At 40.0% G+C, this 20,297-nt stretch carries 26 protein-coding genes and 4 tRNA genes; all 30 read right to left on the bottom strand.

The features are described 5' to 3' along the window. Nucleotides 1–79 precede the first annotated feature (79 nt). Entirely contained in the window at nt 80–1,912 is a 1,833-nt protein-coding gene (locus OCV67_RS11435) for a VirB4 family type IV secretion system protein (RefSeq protein ID WP_147644097.1), read from the bottom strand. Continuing rightward, nucleotides 1,899–2,489 carry a hypothetical protein gene (locus OCV67_RS11430; RefSeq protein ID WP_147644096.1) on the bottom strand — a complete coding sequence of 197 codons (591 nt, stop codon included), beginning with the start codon at nt 2,487–2,489 and terminating at the stop codon, nt 1,899–1,901. The genes OCV67_RS11435 and OCV67_RS11430 overlap by 14 nt, the downstream gene beginning before the upstream one ends. Before the next feature lie 6 nt (nt 2,490–2,495). After that, nucleotides 2,496–2,756 (bottom strand): hypothetical protein, encoded by a 261-nt coding sequence (locus OCV67_RS11425; RefSeq protein ID WP_147644095.1) that lies wholly within the window; start codon nt 2,754–2,756, stop codon nt 2,496–2,498. Nucleotides 2,757–2,765: 9 nt separating this feature from the next. Further along, nucleotides 2,766–2,948, bottom strand: coding sequence for a conjugal transfer protein TrbL family protein (locus OCV67_RS11420; protein ID WP_262644588.1), 183 nt, complete (start codon nt 2,946–2,948; stop codon nt 2,766–2,768). Then, nucleotides 2,890–3,486 (bottom strand): conjugal transfer protein TrbL family protein, encoded by a 597-nt coding sequence (locus tag OCV67_RS11415; RefSeq protein WP_262644580.1) that lies wholly within the window; start codon nt 3,484–3,486, stop codon nt 2,890–2,892. The genes OCV67_RS11420 and OCV67_RS11415 overlap by 59 nt, the downstream gene beginning before the upstream one ends. Further along, the gene (locus OCV67_RS11410; protein ID WP_178085115.1) at nt 3,487–3,639 is read right to left on the bottom strand and encodes a hypothetical protein; all 153 of its coding nucleotides are present in this window, start codon (nt 3,637–3,639) and stop codon (nt 3,487–3,489) included. It lies immediately after the preceding gene. A gap of 35 nt (nt 3,640–3,674) precedes the next feature. Next, nucleotides 3,675–4,265: a DNA-3-methyladenine glycosylase I gene (locus OCV67_RS11405; protein WP_147644094.1), complete on the bottom strand. Its 591-nt coding sequence runs from the start codon at nt 4,263–4,265 to the stop codon at nt 3,675–3,677. A gap of 1 nt (nt 4,266) precedes the next feature. After that, nucleotides 4,267–4,515 (bottom strand): hypothetical protein, encoded by a 249-nt coding sequence (locus OCV67_RS11400; RefSeq protein ID WP_147644093.1) that lies wholly within the window; start codon nt 4,513–4,515, stop codon nt 4,267–4,269. 5 nt (nt 4,516–4,520) lie between these two features. Beyond that, nucleotides 4,521–4,955, bottom strand: coding sequence for an N-acetyltransferase (locus OCV67_RS11395; RefSeq protein WP_147644092.1), 435 nt, complete (start codon nt 4,953–4,955; stop codon nt 4,521–4,523). Nucleotides 4,956–5,009: 54 nt separating this feature from the next. Continuing rightward, nucleotides 5,010–5,267 (bottom strand): helix-turn-helix domain-containing protein, encoded by a 258-nt coding sequence (locus OCV67_RS11390; protein WP_147644091.1) that lies wholly within the window; start codon nt 5,265–5,267, stop codon nt 5,010–5,012. A gap of 3 nt (nt 5,268–5,270) precedes the next feature. Further along, nucleotides 5,271–7,064, bottom strand: coding sequence for a type IV secretory system conjugative DNA transfer family protein (locus OCV67_RS11385; protein ID WP_147644090.1), 1,794 nt, complete (start codon nt 7,062–7,064; stop codon nt 5,271–5,273). Between the two features lie 23 nt (nt 7,065–7,087). After that, nucleotides 7,088–8,494: a DUF3991 and toprim domain-containing protein gene (locus OCV67_RS11380; protein ID WP_147644089.1), complete on the bottom strand. Its 1,407-nt coding sequence runs from the start codon at nt 8,492–8,494 to the stop codon at nt 7,088–7,090. A 47-nt stretch (nt 8,495–8,541) separates the two neighbouring features. Further along, nucleotides 8,542–8,799, bottom strand: coding sequence for a DUF6809 family protein (locus OCV67_RS11375; RefSeq protein ID WP_147644088.1), 258 nt, complete (start codon nt 8,797–8,799; stop codon nt 8,542–8,544). 91 nt (nt 8,800–8,890) lie between these two features. Continuing rightward, complete coding sequence (locus OCV67_RS11370) at nt 8,891–9,223, bottom strand: DUF3852 domain-containing protein (RefSeq protein ID WP_147644087.1); 333 nt, start codon at nt 9,221–9,223, stop codon at nt 8,891–8,893. Between the two features lie 13 nt (nt 9,224–9,236). Next, complete coding sequence (srtB, locus tag OCV67_RS11365; protein ID WP_147644086.1) at nt 9,237–9,974, bottom strand: class B sortase; 738 nt, start codon at nt 9,972–9,974, stop codon at nt 9,237–9,239. Further along, a complete protein-coding gene (locus OCV67_RS11360; RefSeq protein WP_147644085.1) occupies nt 9,964–13,440 on the bottom strand; it encodes an MSCRAMM family protein in 3,477 nt (1,158 codons plus the stop codon). Before OCV67_RS11360 ends, srtB begins: the two co-directional genes overlap by 11 nt. A 72-nt stretch (nt 13,441–13,512) precedes the next feature. Continuing rightward, nucleotides 13,513–13,836, bottom strand: coding sequence for a hypothetical protein (locus OCV67_RS11355; protein WP_147644084.1), 324 nt, complete (start codon nt 13,834–13,836; stop codon nt 13,513–13,515). 130 nt (nt 13,837–13,966) lie between these two features. Further along, nucleotides 13,967–14,326, bottom strand: a complete 360-nt coding sequence (locus OCV67_RS11350; protein ID WP_147644083.1) for a SpoVG family protein — start codon at nt 14,324–14,326, stop codon at nt 13,967–13,969. Nucleotides 14,327–14,348: 22 nt separating this feature from the next. Then, entirely contained in the window at nt 14,349–15,107 is a 759-nt protein-coding gene (locus OCV67_RS11345) for a phage antirepressor KilAC domain-containing protein (RefSeq protein ID WP_147644082.1), read from the bottom strand. A gap of 16 nt (nt 15,108–15,123) precedes the next feature. Further along, the gene (locus OCV67_RS11340) at nt 15,124–15,291 is read right to left on the bottom strand and encodes a hypothetical protein (RefSeq protein WP_178085114.1); all 168 of its coding nucleotides are present in this window, start codon (nt 15,289–15,291) and stop codon (nt 15,124–15,126) included. Then, nucleotides 15,288–16,079, bottom strand: coding sequence for a DNA adenine methylase (locus OCV67_RS11335; protein ID WP_262644574.1), 792 nt, complete (start codon nt 16,077–16,079; stop codon nt 15,288–15,290). Before OCV67_RS11335 ends, OCV67_RS11340 begins: the two co-directional genes overlap by 4 nt. Before the next feature lie 26 nt (nt 16,080–16,105). Then, complete coding sequence (locus OCV67_RS11330; protein ID WP_147644080.1) at nt 16,106–16,315, bottom strand: DUF3789 domain-containing protein; 210 nt, start codon at nt 16,313–16,315, stop codon at nt 16,106–16,108. After that, nucleotides 16,316–16,885: a hypothetical protein gene (locus OCV67_RS11325; RefSeq protein ID WP_147644079.1), complete on the bottom strand. Its 570-nt coding sequence runs from the start codon at nt 16,883–16,885 to the stop codon at nt 16,316–16,318. It lies immediately after the preceding gene. Next, entirely contained in the window at nt 16,882–17,550 is a 669-nt protein-coding gene (locus OCV67_RS11320; protein ID WP_147644078.1) for an LPD28 domain-containing protein, read from the bottom strand. Before OCV67_RS11320 ends, OCV67_RS11325 begins: the two co-directional genes overlap by 4 nt. Then, the gene (gene dcm / locus OCV67_RS11315) at nt 17,550–18,782 is read right to left on the bottom strand and encodes a DNA (cytosine-5-)-methyltransferase (protein WP_147644077.1); all 1,233 of its coding nucleotides are present in this window, start codon (nt 18,780–18,782) and stop codon (nt 17,550–17,552) included. The genes OCV67_RS11320 and dcm overlap by 1 nt, the downstream gene beginning before the upstream one ends. A gap of 64 nt (nt 18,783–18,846) precedes the next feature. After that, a complete protein-coding gene (locus OCV67_RS11310; RefSeq protein WP_178085113.1) occupies nt 18,847–19,533 on the bottom strand; it encodes an Imm51 family immunity protein in 687 nt (228 codons plus the stop codon). Between the two features lie 354 nt (nt 19,534–19,887). Next, nucleotides 19,888–19,964, bottom strand: a tRNA-His gene (locus OCV67_RS11305). 12 nt (nt 19,965–19,976) lie between these two features. Then, nucleotides 19,977–20,053 (bottom strand) — tRNA-Arg (locus OCV67_RS11300). A 3-nt stretch (nt 20,054–20,056) separates the two neighbouring features. Further along, nucleotides 20,057–20,132 (bottom strand) — tRNA-Trp (locus OCV67_RS11295). Between the two features lie 4 nt (nt 20,133–20,136). Beyond that, nucleotides 20,137–20,213: transfer RNA gene (locus tag OCV67_RS11290), tRNA-Ile, on the bottom strand. Nucleotides 20,214–20,297 lie beyond the last annotated feature (84 nt).

Below are 20,297 nucleotides of genomic sequence, written 5' to 3'. Positions count from 1 at the left end.
TTTACTTAATTAATAAGCGTTTTTATATCGCCTATCATTATACCACATTTTACTACTAACATTAAAGAATATTTCATGTTTATCTTCCTCCTGCCTTACCGAACAGATTAGCCTTATGATCGGAAGCTATTACCTGTAACAGATATCTCTCGTTTCCGCACCGATACAGACACGAACCCCTTGCAGGATATTTAACTAAATCATACTCTGACATTTCTAACTGCAGTGTGTCAATAAACGCCTGTACCTCAATATTTCCGGGATTAAAATAGAACTGATGCGTTGGGATCGAAAACAGCGGCTTTGTAAATTCCTTGATTTCAGGCAGCAGAAAGTCCTCGATATTCTGTGAAGCTATCACTATCGAGGACTCTTTTTTACGAACACGTTTCATGGCGTTTCTTATATATTCAATAGCAGTCAGATTGCTTAAAAAGAGGTAAAGCTCGTCTATTGCCGCAACGGTATTGCCTCTGCTCAGCAGCTGATTACTCATATAGCTGAGAATGTTAAACAGCAAGGTATCCTTAAGCTTTTTGTTTGTGTCCATTAAGCCTTTCACACCGAAACATAAAAACTCACTGTCCTTTATATTCGTATGACCGTTAAAATATTTGCTTTCCGCTCCTTTGCACATGGAGTGCAGTCCCAGACATATGTTCTGTAAGTTTTCTTCTGTATACAGATGCTTTTTCTCATGGTCGAATATCATATATTCTTTTTCAATGAGGTTATATAAATCCTCCATAACAGGATAGTCAGTGGCTTTCAGCTTATCAAGATTGGTAAGATCGTCTATATCAAATCTCGCATACAACTTCATTAACATAATTTCAATTGTATCGATCTCTGCATCGGTAAAATCTTTGTAAGTTCTGAAAAAGTCTTTTAGATAGCTTATGTGCTGACTTAACCTTGTTACCTTTCTAAACGCTTCCGGCGATTCCTTATCTCGCTCAGCTTCTCCCCAAGTTTTCGGCTCTAACGGATTTATCATATATTCTCCCGACATAAGATCAAGGTAAGTACCACCTAAGTTATTAGTCAAGTCCTCATACTCTGCTTCGGGATCAAGGCAAATTATCGATTTCCCAGACTCCCTCATATTTGTCAGCACAAGCTTCATAAGATACGACTTACCCTGTCCGCTGTTTCCGAGAATAAGAACATTTGCATTGGTCTTGTCATCACTCCGCTTATCGAAGTCCACAAGAATATTTGTGCCGAATTTATCTCGTCCGATATAAAAGCCTTTTTCATCGGTTTTGCCTGAATAGTTTAACGGATACAGATTAGCCACAGCGCTTGCAGGAAGTACCCTTTCAAACAAAGTTCCGAACGCATTGTGTCCGAACGGCAATGCCGACAGCATTCCCTCTTTCTGCCTTAAAACCAACTTGTCCACCGTGATCTTTGAACGGGTAAGCTCCATCAAAATATCCGACTGCAGTACCTTCAGCTTTTCTTCATCACTTGCTTTCAGTTCAATAAACACAGCCGTATGCAAAAGCGGTTCTTTGTTTCTTCTAAGATCTGCTATAAGCTGAACCACATCTTTCAAGTTGTTTTCCGCCTCTATTGAATCGGTCACATCGTTTACCGTTGTCATCAGCTTGTTTCTCCTTGCTGCATGCTGTATTATCTGCCTTTGTTCCGAACTGTCTACCAGTCTGTTGTATATTCTAAGTGTTACTCCGCTTCGGTCTGCTAAGTGTGACAGTATTGCCTGTTCTTCCGTTGACGGCGGATATTCCCTTACCGCCCACACACTTTTGTAACTGTTTCCGCATATATAATGGTCTGTAAAAAACTTCACTGTACTTGGTGATATTCTGTCAAAAAACTCCTGTACTCTTATTTCCTCTGCCTGTTCCGGTGTCAAAACCTTTGGCTTTCTCTTAAATTTTTTCATTTACCGCTACCTCCAAATATGCTTCTCCCTCTGTATCCGATATATCTTCTCCGTTCATTGATACCTCAAAGTATATGGCAAGCATTCGCTTGATATCCTCCTTTTTCAGCTGTCTGACATCAAATCCGTGTTCGGCTATCAGCTTTGACGAACGGTTTATCTGCTGAAATACCTGTCCTTCCTTTTTATCGCTTATCCTCAGACAGAACAGAAACTGTCTTGCCGTAGACATTTCCACCTGAATACTGTCTAAAAACTCCAAATCTGATTCAAGTATCTTTCTTATCTGTGGATTTTTTTCATCTTCTATTCTTTGAATAATATTCTGCTTGTTTGCGTCAAAGCACTGACAGCTATCCAGACATATCAATTCAAGTTCGGGTATCATCGACAGCAGCGACATTAAGTGATGCACTTTAACATCTATATTCTCATCTGACAATACCGATATATTTGTTGGCTGTACACTGTAAAACACAAGTTCTGCCCTATCTGTTTTCAGTCCGTACTTGCCAAAGGTCTGTAAGCCTAATAATGTCTGTGTTGATTTTTTTCTCTGATTTTTTACTTTCTTCATATTCCTTTACCTCCAATAATATAGCTGCTGTGATGTCACAAAAAATTTAAACGCACAGAATATATAATCCATTATCGTTGTTTCCTCCATGCGTATAGACAAAAACGCAAACATTGCCGTTATTCCAAATGGTATAAACGACCATATCTGCGTTAATATCACAACCGATAATATCAGTCCTATACATATTATCAGAAAATCCTTTATGCTCCACAGCCACAGTCTTGAAGCCGCTTTCAGATTCTGCGGATATATATATGTTTTCATAAAAACCTCCTATGCAAATTTTGATGTAACAAATTTTCCTGCACGCATAGCTGTATTAACCGTACTTGAAACACTTACCATATTAAATCTTATGCTTGTGTCCAATCCGAACTGCTGTGCTATTCTCGGAACTTCACTTGCCGAAAGCATTATTCCAAGTCCCAAAAGCATATTTGTCTGCCATGTAAGCAGTCCCAGAAACAGCAGTGTTGTCTGTAAAAAAGCTGTCAGACACAGTGCGAATAACTACATTTGCGGTATCTCCCAGATTGCCTCTTACCGAACCTGTAAATGAACTTATCAAGTCATCTGAAAATGTGGTCTGTAAGGTTATGCAGAACTTATACAGGGCAACAGGAAGCTTTGTAAACAGGCTTACTGCCATAAAACCTTTCAGAATATTCAGACAGGTACTTTGTATATTTACCCTGCCCGACTGGTATTCTATCGCAGTATCGAACACTGCTACTGCCAGTCCTGCCACGAACAGCGCCCATCCGAATGACGAAAACAAACTTAAAAATGCATTTACCCAATTCAGTTCAAATATTTCCGCCGCCATACCGTTTATCATTCCGAAGAAGTCTGCAACCGCTCCGTAAATTGTTTTAAACAGCCATTCAAGCATTATATCCCATACCGCTTCGGAAATTGCCGAGCCTACGCTTGATACCGCTCCCGATATCTTATCTCCTACCCAGCTTAACGCATCTCCTATCCAGTCAAACATTTATACCGCCTCCTTTTTTCTTTCCGTAAAAAAATCAGTCCCAATGGACTGATGATTTTTCAGCTTTCCGTAACGCTCACAGCTATGGATCGTTATATAATACTTTTTTGTTCTTCTGTAGCTTTTACACCGTTCGGCTTTTCTCTTTTTCATTTTTTCCTCCCATATAAAAAACCGCCGATAAAAAATCAGCGGTTTATATCATTTTTTTCTTTAAGCTCCTTATACCTGAAGCATTTTTCCTCATGATCGTTTATTATTCCGCATGCCTGCAGATGCGAATAGACGGTTATCGAACCCAGATATTTAAATCCTCTTTTTTTCAGGTCTCTGCTTATTTCATCGGATAATTCATTCTTTGCAGGAAGCTGTCCATCCCTGTGAGAATCATAGATTATTGTTTTGTTATCTGTAAAACCCCACAGATATTTATCAAAGGAGCCGTATTCTTCAATGATTTTTAGGAACATTTTCGCATTATGAATTACTGCTCTTATCTTCCTTTCAGACTTTATCATGTCGGGTATATTCATTATTTCTGCGATTTTTTCTTCATTGTACAAGGCGATCTTTTCATAATCGAAATCATCAAAGCACTGTCTGAAAGTTTGTCTTTTCTTTAACATAAGCGACCAGCTGAGTCCGCACTGCATCGCTTCCAACATCAAAAACTCAAACTGCTTTTTATCGTCATGCAGCGGTACTCCCCATTCTTCATCATGATACTTCTGCATCATTCCGTTATCCTGACACCAGCCGCATCTGTTAACATCATTCATATTAATCCTCTTTTTTCTCCGCATTATCAACAAAGTTCTGAATAACATCCATTATTTCGTTGAGTCTGTTTTCTCCTATTCCCTTTATCTGTCCGATGGCTGCTTTAAGCTCGCTTAAATCTATATATCCCGATTCTGCGTCCTCTTTGCCTGATGTATATACATCGGTCAGTATTTTTTCAAGCTGCACTCTGTCCATCTTTTTTATTGCTCTATAGGTTTCTCGGTCTAAATTGTACTTGTTTGACATTCCTTTTACTCCTTAATTTTAACTTTACAGCACATGGTATATTCTTCTTCCTGTGTATCATAATTAATACTTTTGCGTTGAATTTGAAATCCCTCTCTTATATAGAAATCTACTGCTCTGGTATTTTTGACAAAAACATCTAACGTCAGGTTATTGTACTGACACTTAACAAAATCAATAAGCTGTTTTCCTATTCCCTTTGAGCGTTTTCCCTTTCTTACAAATACTCCGGCAATATAATTGTCTATCAATCCGACAAACCCGTTTATACCATCGCTATCCTCATAAACATATATTTCTGCTTTTAATATCATTTTTTCAACAGCTTCATATTTGTTTTTCCAATAGCTTTCCTCTATAAATGAATGTGCCTCTAAATTTGAATCCAACCAAATTTGCATAACAGAAGATATATCCTTTTCCTCAAATCTTCTTATCACCTTTACACCTCTTATTTTTTATATTACTGATTATACCACAAAACCGCTGTTTTTTCAACCTTTAACCCTATAAAGAGTGGAGCTTCGTCCTCCGCTTATTCTGTACCTTTCCTCACGCTCAATAAGTCCTGCGGTTTCCAGATCATTAAAAGCACGAAACACCGTTGATCTTGACATTCTGAGATCCTCGGCAATGGTTTTCACCGACGGGAAACACTCTTTCTTTTTTCCGGCACGGTTGGAAAGATACATATATACCGTCACTGCCCTGTGAGGCAATCCGTACTCGTAGATCTCCCTTGAAAATCTCAAACACTATACACCTCCTGTTTTAAGCCGCTTTCTCCTTTTCGGCAGTTCTTCATCAAATTCCACATCAAACTCCACAGGCAGTATTTTTTTCTTCTGCGGATACTTCATCTCAACCTCTCGCATTAATCCGTCTTTACTCATATATGTGACCTTCCTTGCACCCTTATCTTCAAGTATATACGGTTCTTCAAACTCAATGCCCCATTTAAAATACAGCTTTAAAGGCGATATCATGGGATGCGTTCCCGTTTTCATAACAATAAACTGTCCTTTCGGCATGGATTTCAACTCATCAGGCGTCATTAACGGTCTGCCTATCATCTGCAGGGATTGTGATTTATCCCTGCCGTGCGATACAGAACCGCTTAGTACTGTCTGCTCTCCAAGTGCCTTTGACAGAACCTCCGCACTCTGACTGTTCGGGGCAAAGCCTCCGAATATAGTCAGCTGAGTGTTGTCGGTTATTATCTCCTGACCTTCTATGCCGTAGTTTTTGTCAAGCTGTGCAAAGGACTGAATAATTGCTACAATGCTGATTCTTCGGGAACGGCTTGCTGAAAACATTGCCTCTGCTCCCTCTATCTTAGGAAAGCTGCCGAACTCATCGCAGTAAAACATTACCCTATTTTTCAGCTTGCCTCCGTTTTCATCTGCAATTACTAAAATCTCACGGTACAGCTGCTGAATTATCAGCGATACCATAAAATATTTACTGATGTCTTCTTCGGGAAGCACAATAAATATCGCCGACTTTTCATTGCAGAACTTCTCGGCGTCAATTGCCATACCGAAGCACAGTATCTGTTCAAGCTCCGAATCTATAAAGCTGTTGAGCCTTGACAATGCAGTCGATATTATCGACATCATCGCCTGATCTGCCGCAAACAGTGCAGAACCTGCAAGCCATTTGGCTTTATGTTCGTCAGGGAGCTTTTCCATAAGAATTTTAAATCCGTTTTTAGGCTTTGCCTGTCCTTTTTTCTCTGCCTTCTTTTCTTCGGCTATTGGCGTTAATAAATCCTGAATCATTTTAAAAACCGACACTATATGCCTTTCATTTTTCTCGCCAAATTCAGCTATTAACAAAATGAGTGAAGCCAATAATCCTTCAGAAGCGTCGTAGAAAAACGCATTTTGTCCCATCGAGGAGTAATCTCCGCCGCCTATATTTATTATGGTTTTGGCTGTTATCTTTGCATACTTCTCCGCTTTTGCTTTTGCCTGCAAATTAGTCTTATCCGACTTGTAAATGTCCATATATTTGTTGACCAGATGAAGCATATTATTTTCATCAGAGCGTGTAGGATTTCTAAGATCGATAACCGAAACATTGTAGCCGTAATACTTTTTTGCTATCGTTCCGTAGTTTCTCACTACGTCGCCTTTGCAATCTGTATTGAGAAAACTCATGCCGCTTGCAAGAGACAGTTCAATATTCGGATAAAGAAAAAAAGCTGTTTTGCCTACTCCCGCTGCACCTACCATAAGGGTATGAACATCCCCCTCGTCAATTAAAGCATAGGTTTGTTTTCCTTTGGTTTTACATCCTACTACAGTACCCTGAACAGATGGCAGATTTTTTCCCCGACGCCAGTTTTCCACATCAAAGGGTATTTGCGTGTATGTCTTTTTGACCTCGGCTTTCGTTGAAAAACGGGCAGTCCCATATTGCCCCTGTCCTACGGTTTTTTTCTTGATTCCGTTTAGTGAATAATTGTTTGAACAGTATATCAGTACCGCAAGTAAAATAAATATGACCGACATTACAATAATGCCGATCAGCTGCGTCTGCGTCATTTTTTACACCTCCATCTTTTAAATCACCCATACTCCATACAGAGTGCCTTAGACGGTTCTTTCATCTGAGGCGTTTCTTCCTGTGTTACCTGAGGAGAGGACAGTTTCTGTTCAACCTCGCACCTGACTGCACAGTCTGCCAGTTCATACAGTGATTTTGCAGTCTGAATAACCTGTTCCTTTGTTCTTGCCTGAGTATATCTTAAATCTTTCATAACTGATTGGTACATTCTCTTTAGGTTATCTTCTTTAGAATACAGCTTGCCTTTATCCGAATACGCTCTGTATTCGTCCGACAGCTTTGCTCTCAGTCTTTCAAACATGGATTCCTCATCTTTTCTCCCTATAAAAAATGCCGAGCCTGCAAGTGCATACTCGGCAAGATAATGATATTGTCCGTTTCGGATTGTTTTTGATAACCTGTCAATCAACCTGTCAGGACTGCATTTAAAATACTTTAACTCCGATACCGTTTCATAATACAGCTCTTTTCTTCGGTGAAAAACGGCAGGAAGAGGCGCTTCTCCGTTTTGTGCTTTCAAATCTTCATTCCAGTCCTTGAAAAGCGGACAAAACCTTGAAATGTTTTCATACCCGTGTTCTTTCAGAATATCCGTCAGTCTTTGGGCTGCGTCAATTCCTCCCTCATCGTTATCGGTACATAGTACAATTTCTTTCAGCCATGAATGATTTTCAAGCGCCGTTAAAACAGCATTTTCATACACTCCGTTCATGGCGATGTAGCTGTGCTTCTGCCAATCCTGCGGATAGATAGTGAGATAACTTAACATATCTATCGGCGCTTCAAACACAAACAGCTTTTCGGATTCACCGAAGTGAGCAAAGCTGTACTTTGTATCCGAACCCTCACAGGTTATTCTGAATGTTTTTCCGTATGAATTTGTGGAACGCTTATGTGCCTGACGGGGAACACCGTTTTCATCCATGCCCACAAACACCGCATTGTGATGCTCCTTATCCTCATACAGCGTGTGCTGTTTTGCAAAATGAGTTATGATTTCGGGTGCAATAAATCTCTGTTTTATAAGGTAGGCGTAGACCCTGTGCATATTCGGATTGGCTTCGGGAAGTCTGAATTCTTTCTTTTCTTCCTTTGCGATAGCTTTCGGCGGACTGTGGGACAACGGAGTTACCGTCTGCCCTAACAGTTCCTGAACAGCCGTCTGAAAATCCATACCGTAAAAATGGCGCATGAATTTGATTGCTCCGCCGCCTACCTGATTTTTGTGGTCGAACCAAGCCGAGCCGTTTATCGTTATGCTGTCATGCTTTCCGCTGCCGTCGTAATATACCAGCTTGTATTCCCGTCCTGCTTTTTCAAGCTTTTCACCCCTCGTTTGAAGAAACCGTTCTAAATTAACACTGTTGGCAAGCTGTTTTTCCTCCTCGCTATATGGTATATACCGCATTTCATCACCCCCAATTGAAAAAGCAGTCCGAAGACTGCTTTTCCCTGTTATTCTTTCATTTCCTTTTGGATTCTGAGTCCGAGCCTGAATCCCATATGGAATGCGGCTTTCGAATAGATATCATTTTCCCGTGAGATTATATCAATATACCCGTCGACAGTTTCCTTTATTTCTTCATCAAGCTTTTCAAACTCGTCGGATATATTTTTGAGCGTTCTCTTTAACCTCAGATATCTTTCATTACTCACCGCCTCCATTGAGATTTCGTCTGCATACTTATTGTACAGCTCGCCCGCTATGTCCATTGCCTCACCTCCGCAACACAATATATCAAATAGTTTCAAAAATAGCTATACCAATATCCAACAAATATTCAGCCTCAAACCTGTTCTTTTATTACATTCCCACTATAGACCAAATATACAAAGGAGCTGTCAGGGAGAATATAAGGCAGCCGAACAAAATCGCCGGAGCAGCCCATTCAAATTGTCCATGCTTGCGGTAGTCCATGTAGCTTGTAGATATTTTAACAAACAATAGTATTGCCAGAACAACATCTATTACAGGAAACACTACATCGTTTACGATCGATTTTATCTGTCCTCTTGCCTTAGTCCATGTATTGCTTACTGCGTTTGCTACCTCTCCGTCCGCAAACACTGTAATACTGCACAACACCGCCATTACTGCTGCTGTAATTATAAATATAAGTACTTTCTTCTTTTTCATATACATCCCTCCGTTAAACTTCAATCAATTTACCCGTCAGAACAGTTCTTGAACTTCCTTCAGAATTTGTACAGGTAGAAAGCGAGATCATACAATCATCATCTTCGATTTTTATTTCTCTGTCTATCACATTGAAACTCTTGAGCTTTTTAAGCCACATATCTCCTGCCCTCTGAACATTGTATACTCCGCTGTAACTCTGTGGCTGTGAAACCGAAAAGAATTCTACTCTGTATACGCTGTCCTCAGTTGTTAGCCAGCCGTATTTATGACTGTCAAAGTAATCCTCGTTCAAAAAGTTGAGAACATCCGCAAACATACTTCCGTTTTGCATATTGTGACCGTACAGCATATTCACATCTCCCGAAAAATCCGAATTACATCGCCAATCGAGAAAAACCGAACCTGAATACAAATAATTACCGTCATATGACCTGTGGAGATAATATTCATTATCCTCCGCCTGCATTATCGGATAATTGATATTTGTATCGGGAATATATATCCATCCTATTGAGTCATCATAGCTCTGATTCAGTTCCTGAACCTGTTCATTCAATTCCTTTTTTTCATCTTCCTCGATTTGCTCAGTTGGAGAAACATTCAGAACAGTAATATCGGGCATAAACGGCTTTAGCTTTTCATAGCTTATTTTCTGTGCCAGATCATCATAAAACAGAAAATATATCCCTCCTGCAATTAAAGCGGCAGCCGAAACAGCAGCCGCTATTTTCAATAGCTTACTTTTCATCTTTTCCTCCGTTCTTTTTTCTGCTCTTTAATATCAGTATTACAAGTATTGAAAGTCCTGTTCCTGTCAGTATGATCCCCGGAAGCTTACTGCGGTTATCTCCTGTCTGAGGGGTTATCTGCTTTTCTTCCGCTTCGTCTACCATAACTATCAGCGGATTTCCGTCTTTAGATACAGCAACTGTTTCTGTATTTCCTGCCTTGACAGTACCGTCCTCAAAGACCTCGAAGCTGATATCTGTGGCTATCTCATAACCGTCCGGAGCTGCGGTTTCGGTAAGCACATATTTCCCTGCCTTAAGCTTTTTAACAATATGATTTGTACCGTCTGAAATCCATTCCTCTATTACATTACCTTTTTCATCAACTATCTGAAGCTTAGCTCCTTTAAGCTCATTGCCCTCGGTATCTCTCTTTGAAAACTCAACGGTTATCGGCTTGTTTTCTGCTGTTATTTCTACAGTCTGACCGTCCTCGGTTATGTTCACCTGATACACCTTATCAGACAAAATATATCCTGTCGGAGCTTTTATCACTCTTACTGCAAACTCTCCGAACGGAATATCGGCAAAACAAAAACAGCCCTTGTCATCTGACTTGGCTGTCATTAATGCGTTTTCTTCTGTAAACTCTGTACAGTCGGGTTTAAAAAGTCCGAACACTGCGTTTTCAAGAGGTTCATTATTCTCGTCTAGTTTCAGTCCCTTTACTGTTCCTCTTTTAAGCTTGTTTTCAAACTCTCCGCAGTCGATAATTACTGTTTCTGCTTCTTCACTGTACTTAAAATCAAAAGAATACTTTTCATCGCCGAGAATATAATGCTCATCTGTGAAAATTTCCCGAACATAATACTTTGCAAACGGAAGCTTTACCGAAAATACCGCTTTCATGTTTTCATCAAGACTGATTTCAGATATTAGACCGTTTGCAGGAATCGTACTGCCGTTAGCCGCAGTTATTTCTTCCTCTGCAAATAAACCGAATCTGACACTTTTGTATTCTTCATTTGTTCCGATTCCGAAGGTTTCGTCTTGTTCTAAAATCTTTTCAAGACTGATTTCAACCCTTTGATAATCGTTGACAAACGCCGCATTTACTGTATCTCTTACTTCTATTTCCTGTCCTGCATAGACAAGTTCAATAAACTGTGATTTAGAATTAAGCACATATCCGTTAGGAGCGGTAATTTCCTTAACTTCGTACTTGCCCAGATACAACAAGTCTGTTTCGGCATAGCCGTTTTCATCAGTGATAAGTTCTGCAACTACATCTCCTGCCTTTGCTCTTACAGTACCGTCTGCTGTTATGATGTCCTCAGATGCTATCACCTGAAATACTGCCCCTGCAAGATTTCCCGTTTCAAACACCGGAGTATATGTCGTAGGATTTTCAATCAGATTTCCGTCCTCGTCTGTATATGCTGATGAAGCCTTATTTACTCTTGTAAATATATCACCTGTTTTCTGTACGCTTATTCTGCCCTTTTGAGCAGTATTGAATTTTTCTACCGTAATTACTTCTTCCTGACCGTCAATTGCAAATGGAACAGGAGTTTCGTCAAGAACATATCCGTTAGCCGTCTGTACCTCGTGAAGCTCGTAATTTCCGTAAACAAGCTCGCTTGGCATCATAAGCGATCCGCTTTCGTCTGTATAGTATGTGTCTATTGTGATCTGCGTCGGATAGTTGATCGTCTGCTCTACATAGCATTCATTCTGACAGTCCCACACTTTGAATCCGATACTTGAAACCGGAATAATATTGCCCGTTTCAGCGTCTTTTTTCACTATTTTCACAAGTGAAGTCAAAACGGCGTCGTTTATAAGGTAGAAGTAATTCTTTTCATTCTCGCTGATGACAACTTCAAAATCTTTCATCCATTCGGTGTTTTCCCAGCCCTTAGTCTGATGAACAATGTAAATACCGTATGGGAGAAGCTTGGTTTCGTCAAATCCGTTTTTATCGCATACAAGATGATCCTTTTCACTTTCCTTTGCCGCCTCAAAAGAGCCTGCGGATTTCAGATATACCTCAAATTCCGCTCCTTCTTCGGGAGTTTCTATTTGCGTTGTACCGTCATCGCTGTGCTTTATAATTGAAATCTTGCCCTTGATAACGTCCTCTTTTACTGTCATTTTTACAGTATTCTTTTCAACCGTATAATTATTGGCTTCTGCACCAACAGAGTATACTGTTTCATCTAGTAAATATCCCTCAGACGGTGAAACTTCACGGATAGTCCAATTATCTCCGCAAACATATTCCTTGGTTTTAAAGTATCCTTTCTCATCGGTAGTATACGTATCTACAAGCTCATCACCTTTGTAAATACCGTAAACGGCTCCTGCAAGACTTCCGTCACCCTGTGCTGAGTCATATTCGCTGTCCTTCTTTATTACCTCTGCCGTAAACTTTTTAAGCACATTTTTAAATGTCTTGTCTGTTGTGGCGTCTGCTGTAAGGGTTGCTGTCTGATTTGCGGGAACTACGTATTTTATAGGAACATTTTTCTCGCTTATCGTATAGGTGATTTTATTATTATCCTTGTCATACACGGGAATATCCGAGAGTACGGCAATTCCGTTACTGTTTGTATTAATTGTATATGTCTTGCCGTTCCCCTTGATTTCAAATGTTCGGTTTCCTACTTCATCGTCCTCAGACTGTTTGTTTATCTTTATTGCTCCTTTTTTAAGAGTATTTGAAAATGAAACGGAAGCTGTCTTGCCTGCCTGTACCTTTACCTTCTGCGACTTCTGTTTTTCATATCGAACAGGAACTTTTTCAGTTACTGTGTACTCTCCTGCTGTCAAATTTGGGATTTTTATCTTTCCGTTACTGTCTGTCTTTACATTGTATGTTTTACCGTTTCCCGTTACCGTAAATTCTATATTTGCAACAATTCCGTCCTCGGAAGTCTTGATAATCTCTAAATTACCGTTTTCAAGTCCTTTGACAGCCGCATAATATTTTCTTTTTCCTGCTTTCAGTTTGGCTAGCGTCTGCTTTGAATTGCTTGTCAATGTCAGAAATCCGGTAAACTCTCCTGAATCGCTCAGGTTATTCTGCGTTAATGTTACAACTGCTGTTTTTCCGTCATCTGCTTTGACTTTCAGACTGTTTCCCGACTTTGATACAACACTTCCGTTATTAACGGTCACATCAAAGTTTTTAAGCTGCTTGTTCTTATCCTTGAATGTATATGTTCCGTCTGCTCCTGCTTTTACTGCCGAGGCTTTCGCCGATTCCTTTGAAATCTTTGCAAAGGATACTGATTTTTTATCTTTCTGTATTTTTGTTTCATAGTCGTAATAATAATTGCTTACCTGCTGTCCTGCATAATCATTACGGAAATTATTTAACATCTTTTCAACCGATGTATATCCGTTGCTTACACGCTTGAAGTTCATATCTCTCTGTCCTACGATAACCTCCCATACAAGCAATTGAGTTGCAGTATATTTCATATATGATTCCGCCGTATCAAGCTTTCCCGTATATGCGTACAGAAAGGTTCGTCTTAGAGTCGATTGGATTTCCTAAGTGGACAGCGTCTTGTTTTTTACCTTGTTAAGATAATTCTCGGCTGCATTTTCATTATACATATCTCCGCTTAAAACATGCTTTCCCGGTTCAATACAGTACACTGCCCTCATGCTGTCTGATGTATGAATAATGCACCAATAATCCTCCGCATTCAGCGTATATCCGTCTCCTATGGTCATTTTGCTTTTGGTCGCAAGCTCATATGCATTTACTATCTGTACCTTTGTTTCTTCTGCAAAGACCGTTAACGGCATCATTGTAAATATCATTACGATCGTCATCATTATTGATAATATTCTTGTCATTTGTTTTTTCATACTTTTTTCCTCCTTCAAATTAAAAAAGACTAACGATTCTCACCATTGGTCTGCTCACTTAAACTTATTTTTTCACGATTATTTACTGCACGGCGAGCGGATTTTTACTCCTATCAAAACATTCATTTTATCACATTCCTAACTCCGGTTCGGGATATTCCTCAATTTCCTCTGCTTCCTCCTGAGACCGGTCTATCTCTATTTCCGTTGCCTGTATCTGCTGAAGCTCGAAATCGTATGCATTCAGCACTGATTGATTCAGAGCTTCCCTTGCTCCCTTGGATATCGGGTGAAATGTATCGCTGTATTTGGTTTCTCCGTTTCTGTCCTTATACGGCATAGACGGCATTGATACAAATCTCCCCTTTTCATTTTCACACACCTTGATCCCATGTACTGCAAATGCTCCGTCAAATGATACGCTTGCATATGCCTTTACCGTTGATTCAGGCTTATCCGTTATTCTGTTGATCGTTGCTTTTACTTTCATATTCAATTTCTCCTTTACATTTTCATGACTGCCGTTCACACACAGGCAGATACCCATATTTCTTTAAATAATTATACAGAAATATTCTTCCCGACTGAGTCCAATATGTATGGACAGTTGTCTTATCCTCGTCATATTGATATGTCTTTGACTTTGTATATCCGCAGTCTGCATACTTCTGATACAATACCCATGTTCCGCTTTTCAGCTTATACTGAATCCCCAGAAAATGAAGCAGATCATTGAACACCTGTGCCGACATTCCGTAATCTTTAGCTATTACTGTTACGGGTATTGCATTTTTACTTTGCAGTATCTTATCAAGATAACCGCACTTTTCGGCAAGCTTGGCATTATCAGCTTCAAGCTTCTTATTTTTCTTCTGCTCATTCACAAGCATTGTACATATCTGTATCACATTTTCAGGCGAACATATCATTTTTTCAAGGACTTCCGCATTGGCATACATTCCGTATTTGCGTATTGTCGGAAGCACCTCATCAAAAACAAATGATTCAAATCGTTGTGCAGATTCCAATTTTGATCTTACTATCAGACGATATAAATCTCCTTCTGAAATAAATTTTTTCTCTTGTTTCCCTCCGTTTGTTAGGAGTGAGCGTTTCACGCACCCCTTACAATGTCTGCGTACTGCTTCATGCGGATTAGAATATCCCAGTATTTCTGCACATCTCTTAGCAGGAAAATATGCTTTTCCATTTTCCCACAATACCTCTAACTTACCGAATTCAATGTTTTCAAACACCTTTATATCGTTCATATCCTAACACTCCGTTTCAGTTGTCCTCATCTTCAGCCTTATCAAGAAAAAGCGCTATTTCAAATTCTCCGTCCAGTTCTAATCTGAATTTCAGCTTCACTCCCTCCGGCATATATACCTTCGGTATATGAATCATTCCGTTTTCAACCTCTGCATACCCTGTAATTTCATTCTTTTCTTTCATATACTTAAACCTCCGTTTTCTTCATCAAAAAGTGAGAACTGTTTTATCATATTCCTTCTCTCACTCATATCGTAATTTGATATAAATAACTCCTCATACATACAGCCGCCCTCATATCTCTGTGCCAGATTGTTCAGTCTGCTTATTTCTTCAATTTGTATATTCGGTTTATCCCATATCTCCCGTATCTCAGGACAGTCATTGTAGGACACAAGGAATTTTCCCTTTATATCCAACAGACTGTCACGCAGCCTTACATGATCCGCTGTTTTAAACCCTACATCCTTATAGTAATTCTCCGTTGCAAAATACGGAGGATCACAATAAAAAAAGCTGACGGGACGGTCATACTGCCTTATCAGCTTTTCAAAATCTCGGTTTTCTATCACTACCTTCTGTAATCGTCTACTTGCCATATCTATCTGCGGAAAATCCGACCACATTGAATGCGGCTGACTTCCAAAGCTGTCTAAACTGCTTGCATAGCTATATCTTATCAACTGATAGAACTTTGCAGCTCTGTCTACATCATAGAAGCGTGTAAACAATCCGTTTTTATGTAAGCTTGATATCCAATTGAAATCCTCCCTTGAATTGAGAACATATCTCAGTTTGTATTTCAGCTTATCAGGTTTATCTCTCACACAGCGGTACAGATTGGCGAGATTTGAATTGTAATCATTTATTACCTCAAAATCCATTCCGGGCGGTTTATGGAATAATACCCAACCTGCGCCTCCGAATACCTCAATATACCTTTCATAAAACGGAGGAAATCTTGCAAGCACTGCTTCTCTTAATGCTTTCTTTCCTCCTACCCATGTTTTGCCGACTGCAGAATAAAATCTGCTGCTGGCAAAGCGGCTTTTTTTATTGTATAAACTTTTCTGCGGTCGGCAAATGCAGAAAGGAAGTAAATGAACAGTTTTATCTCCTTGTCGGCTTCTTTGGCTGTTGTCAGCAGACAGCCTGTAAACAATCCTGCCGTACCTCCTATCACCATTCCTATAAATAAGTATACCATTTACATCATCTCCATTCCCATTTCTTCTGTTTCTTCTTCATATTCATCTATTGATGTTATTTCTACATATTCACTTATTATGCATAGCGCCTCGTCATAGCTGCCTGAGGAGGTTATACGTTCACACATTTCCTTTGCCTCATCTGCCATATCATTTTCTTTCAGCGTTTTTGATGCGATCCCCATGAGATTAAATACATTCCCGTTTTGACCTATTAGTTGACATTCAGGCTTTTTCTGTTCTGAAATAAACCCTCCAAGTCTGTTCGGTACATAATCCGATAGCCATTTACCTCCGAACTGATCATGCGTCTGCAATCTCCACATTGCAAGCTTTCCTATATCAAGCTGCACATCTTCAAACGGAAACAGCATGCATGTTAAGTTTTCATTTTTAAATACATAGCATTTTTCAAACCTACTTCCGTTTTTCAAAATATCCGCTTCTGTCAGCATTTCATTTATTCCGTCAACCCATTCCTGAAGATCACCTCCACAGCCCTGTATAACCAATCCCTCACGGTTTTCCATATTTCTCAGCTGCCGGGCTTCTATCCTTGTTATTGTCATATCTGACTCATCTCCATTCCCATATCTTCACTAAGTTCTGCATTATCTTGAAAATATTCTTTTATTGTGGTTGTTTCTCCTAAAAAATTTGGTTCGATATCTTCATTTAATGATATATACCCTTTCTCGCCCAGCTTTATATGTTCTTTTGTTATTACTGAACCCCCATGATTCACTGCAACTATATTTTCAAGCGCAGCAAACCTTTCTCCGTCGTCTGATTGGCGTAGATGATAACAATACAATCCTTTGGGTATGCAGTATCTCCCGCAGTTCATTCCTATATCCTCGTCCGCCCATTCATGTTGTATATTTACTTCCGGATACATTTCCGCAAGCTTTTCCATTATCGGATGCGGCGCTGCCCATGCCGTTAAAAAAGTGATTTTTTCTTTTGGATTGTTATTCTTAATTTCATCATATCCGTAGGCATTCCACTTTGTTCCCCAATTTGCTAGCGACCAGTCATACCAATTATTTTGACCGTATAGTTCCCGTTCTTTTGAACCCAGATCTCCACGGCAGATATTATCGGGCATCGGAATTATCTTTTCAAAATCTATTGATCCCAATCCTATTTCATCATTTTTTATTGTTTCCAATAAATTTTTTATTTCCATCCTACCACCATTTAATTCTATTATGTTAGTTACATGATTCGGCATTATGACTCCTCCTTATCAAATTCAAGCAGATTTCTTCCTATCGCCTCAATAACATTTACCGTTACTGCATTTCCGGCTAACTTGTACAACTGTGCGTCAGACATTCCGGATTCCTGAACCTTACGGAATTGTTCATCCGTAAACGCCTGCAGACGCCAGCATTCCAACGGCATTAATCTTCTTATTCTTCCTCTATGAACTATACCGTGCCTATCTGTAACTGTAAGCGTAAACATCGGTTCATTCGGCTCTTTTATTCTTCTGCCGTTTTGACGGGTTTTCTCCTTAAACGGATTTATTATCGCTCTCGGTTCTTCTTCAACCAATATTCCCGAACGCTCTCCCTTATGTTTACCGTTGGTAACTCCCAAATCATACCGTGTATGCAGACACCTTGCCTTATCAGTTATCTCAGGGTTTTCATTCAAATCCACAAATACTGCTGAATGCTCTGCCTTTCTTTTACTTACTCCGCTGTCCTGACGTGTTGTTATACATCTTGCCTTTTCTGTCAGCTTCGGTGGCGGATTCATATCTATCAGGTATAATCCTGTTTTTCCTCCCATTCCTCCCGATCCGCTGCATTGAGTTGACGCCAGTCCTTCAGCATCATATACTCTTGTTCCCTGACTTCCTCCTATTAACTGTTTAAGAGCTGCTTGTTCTCTGCTTTCATCGCTATCTTCATTGCCGCTTTCTCCGAAAGCCAATATTTCGATGGGGCTTCTTTCTCCAAGATATCCCACAAGATACACTCTTTTCCTGTCTTGGGCAACTCCGAAATTTGCGCTGTTAAGCACACGCCAGCACACGCTATACCCCAATTCGCAAATCTTTTCAAGGATGATTCCGTAGCTTCTCCCCTCCGAATGACTAAGCAGTCCGGCAACATTCTCAGCCACAAAATACTTGGGTTTTTTGGCTTCAAGGATTCTAATATATTCGAGGAACATATTTCCTCTGTCGTCCTCAAACCCTTTTCTGAGTCCTGCATATGACCAGCTTTGGCATGGCGGGCCTCCAACGAGCAAGTCAAAATCCGGCATTGTTCTGTAATCGATTTTTGTGATGTCCTCATAAAATTCCTCTTTTCCCGTATCAAACAATATTCTGTAAGCCTTTTGCGCAAACTTATCAATTTCACACCATCCTACTATTTTAAATCCTCCTACTCTTTCCAATCCGCTTCGGAATCCTCCGATTCCCGCAAATGCTTCAAACACACGAATCATTCATATCTTCTCCTTTCTGCTTTTAGGTACCAAAAAGCGGTTAAGTCTTTTTTGACCTAACCGCTTACATTGACATATCCATTTGTACTTCTTCCGTTATTTCTTCAATTTGATCCTGATTGGCTTCTTTGAGCGCCGATGACACAAGATTGGCAAAGCCTTCAGTATCGTCTATCATAGCCTTGAATCGACTCCCTAAGTCCTCCATTAGCGACAGACTGTCTGCATAACAGAAAAATCCGCCTGCCTCACAGTCAAAATAAATCTTACTTAGATTCGGTTCATCTGCAAAGGCTCTGCGAAATACTGTTTCCCACTCATATCCGTTTCCATGTGTATAGAATTGTCCATCCTCCGTAACAGGATCGCCTATCTCTTCTGCATAAGCATTAAAAGCCTCCTGACCGTATTCCTTAAGCTGAAGGCACAGACTGAACCTGCCGTCATCGTGATCAACGATATATAACGGAGAATTCGCTTTGTCAAATGCCTTAATCCTTTCCTTAATATTTATTTCTTCTGTCCCTTCCTGACTTATTGTATGAAATTTATCCTCTCCGGGTATCAGCGACAGTGAACCTCCGCTGTCCCATTTCATTATTAGATTTCCTGCGTCATCTATAAAATCTACTGTTCCTTTAGAGCCTGGCGGTATTGGAAACGGATCGTTTTCCATACTGTCAAGGCATATTCTTGTGCCTTTTGGATATCTCTGCCGAAGCAGTTCTACCTTTTTTTCATTGTATACCAAATTTATTTCCCTCCAAATTTCATTTTTTTATTATTTCTTACTTCCACATTCTGCATCCCTTCTTTCAGACATTAAAAAAAGCCGTTCTTGATTTTGCTTTTCCTCTTGTGGATAAGCAACAAAAACGGCTTTATTTTTTCTACATATACAAAAAAGGCAGACTTGAGTTTTTCTTTCTCAAATCTGCTTCCATTTTCTTTTTATTTTATTTTGTGTCGGTTCGATCCCTCAAAGTTGCCCAAAATCGCCCAAAAGCATCTATGGTTTTTTATCTCTTTTTTTCGCCCTCAAAACACGAAAAAAGCCCGTATCTACGGGCTTTACGGCACTGTCATCTATTTTGTCAGTGCATGATGGGGTGGGAGATGGGAGTCGAACCCACGACCTTCGGGACCACAATCCGACGCTCTAACCAACTGAGCTACACCCACCATAAAATAAAATGGTGCGCCTTATTGGACTCGAACCAATGGCTTACTGCTTAGAAGGCAGTTACTCTATCCAGCTGAGTTAAAGGCGCATTTGGCAGGGGCAGAAGGATTTGAACCCTCGGCACGCGGTTTTGGAGACCGCTGCTCTACCAACTGAGCTATACCCCTAAAATGGTGGGCCATTAGGGACTCGAACCCCAGACCAACCGGTTATGAGCCGGTTGCTCTAACCAACTGAGCTAATGGCCCAAAATAAGCCGGCATTGAAATAATTTTCCAGGACGCGACCGTCCAAGTATCGTCTACGCGGAAGAGCTTAACTGCTGTGTTCGG

The organism is Porcipelethomonas ammoniilytica, assembly GCF_025567485.1.
Lineage (GTDB): Bacteria > Bacillota > Clostridia > Oscillospirales > Ruminococcaceae > Porcipelethomonas > Porcipelethomonas ammoniilytica.
Note: the sequence above shows the minus strand (reverse complement) of the source record. Positions and strands in the feature narration are given on the sequence as shown.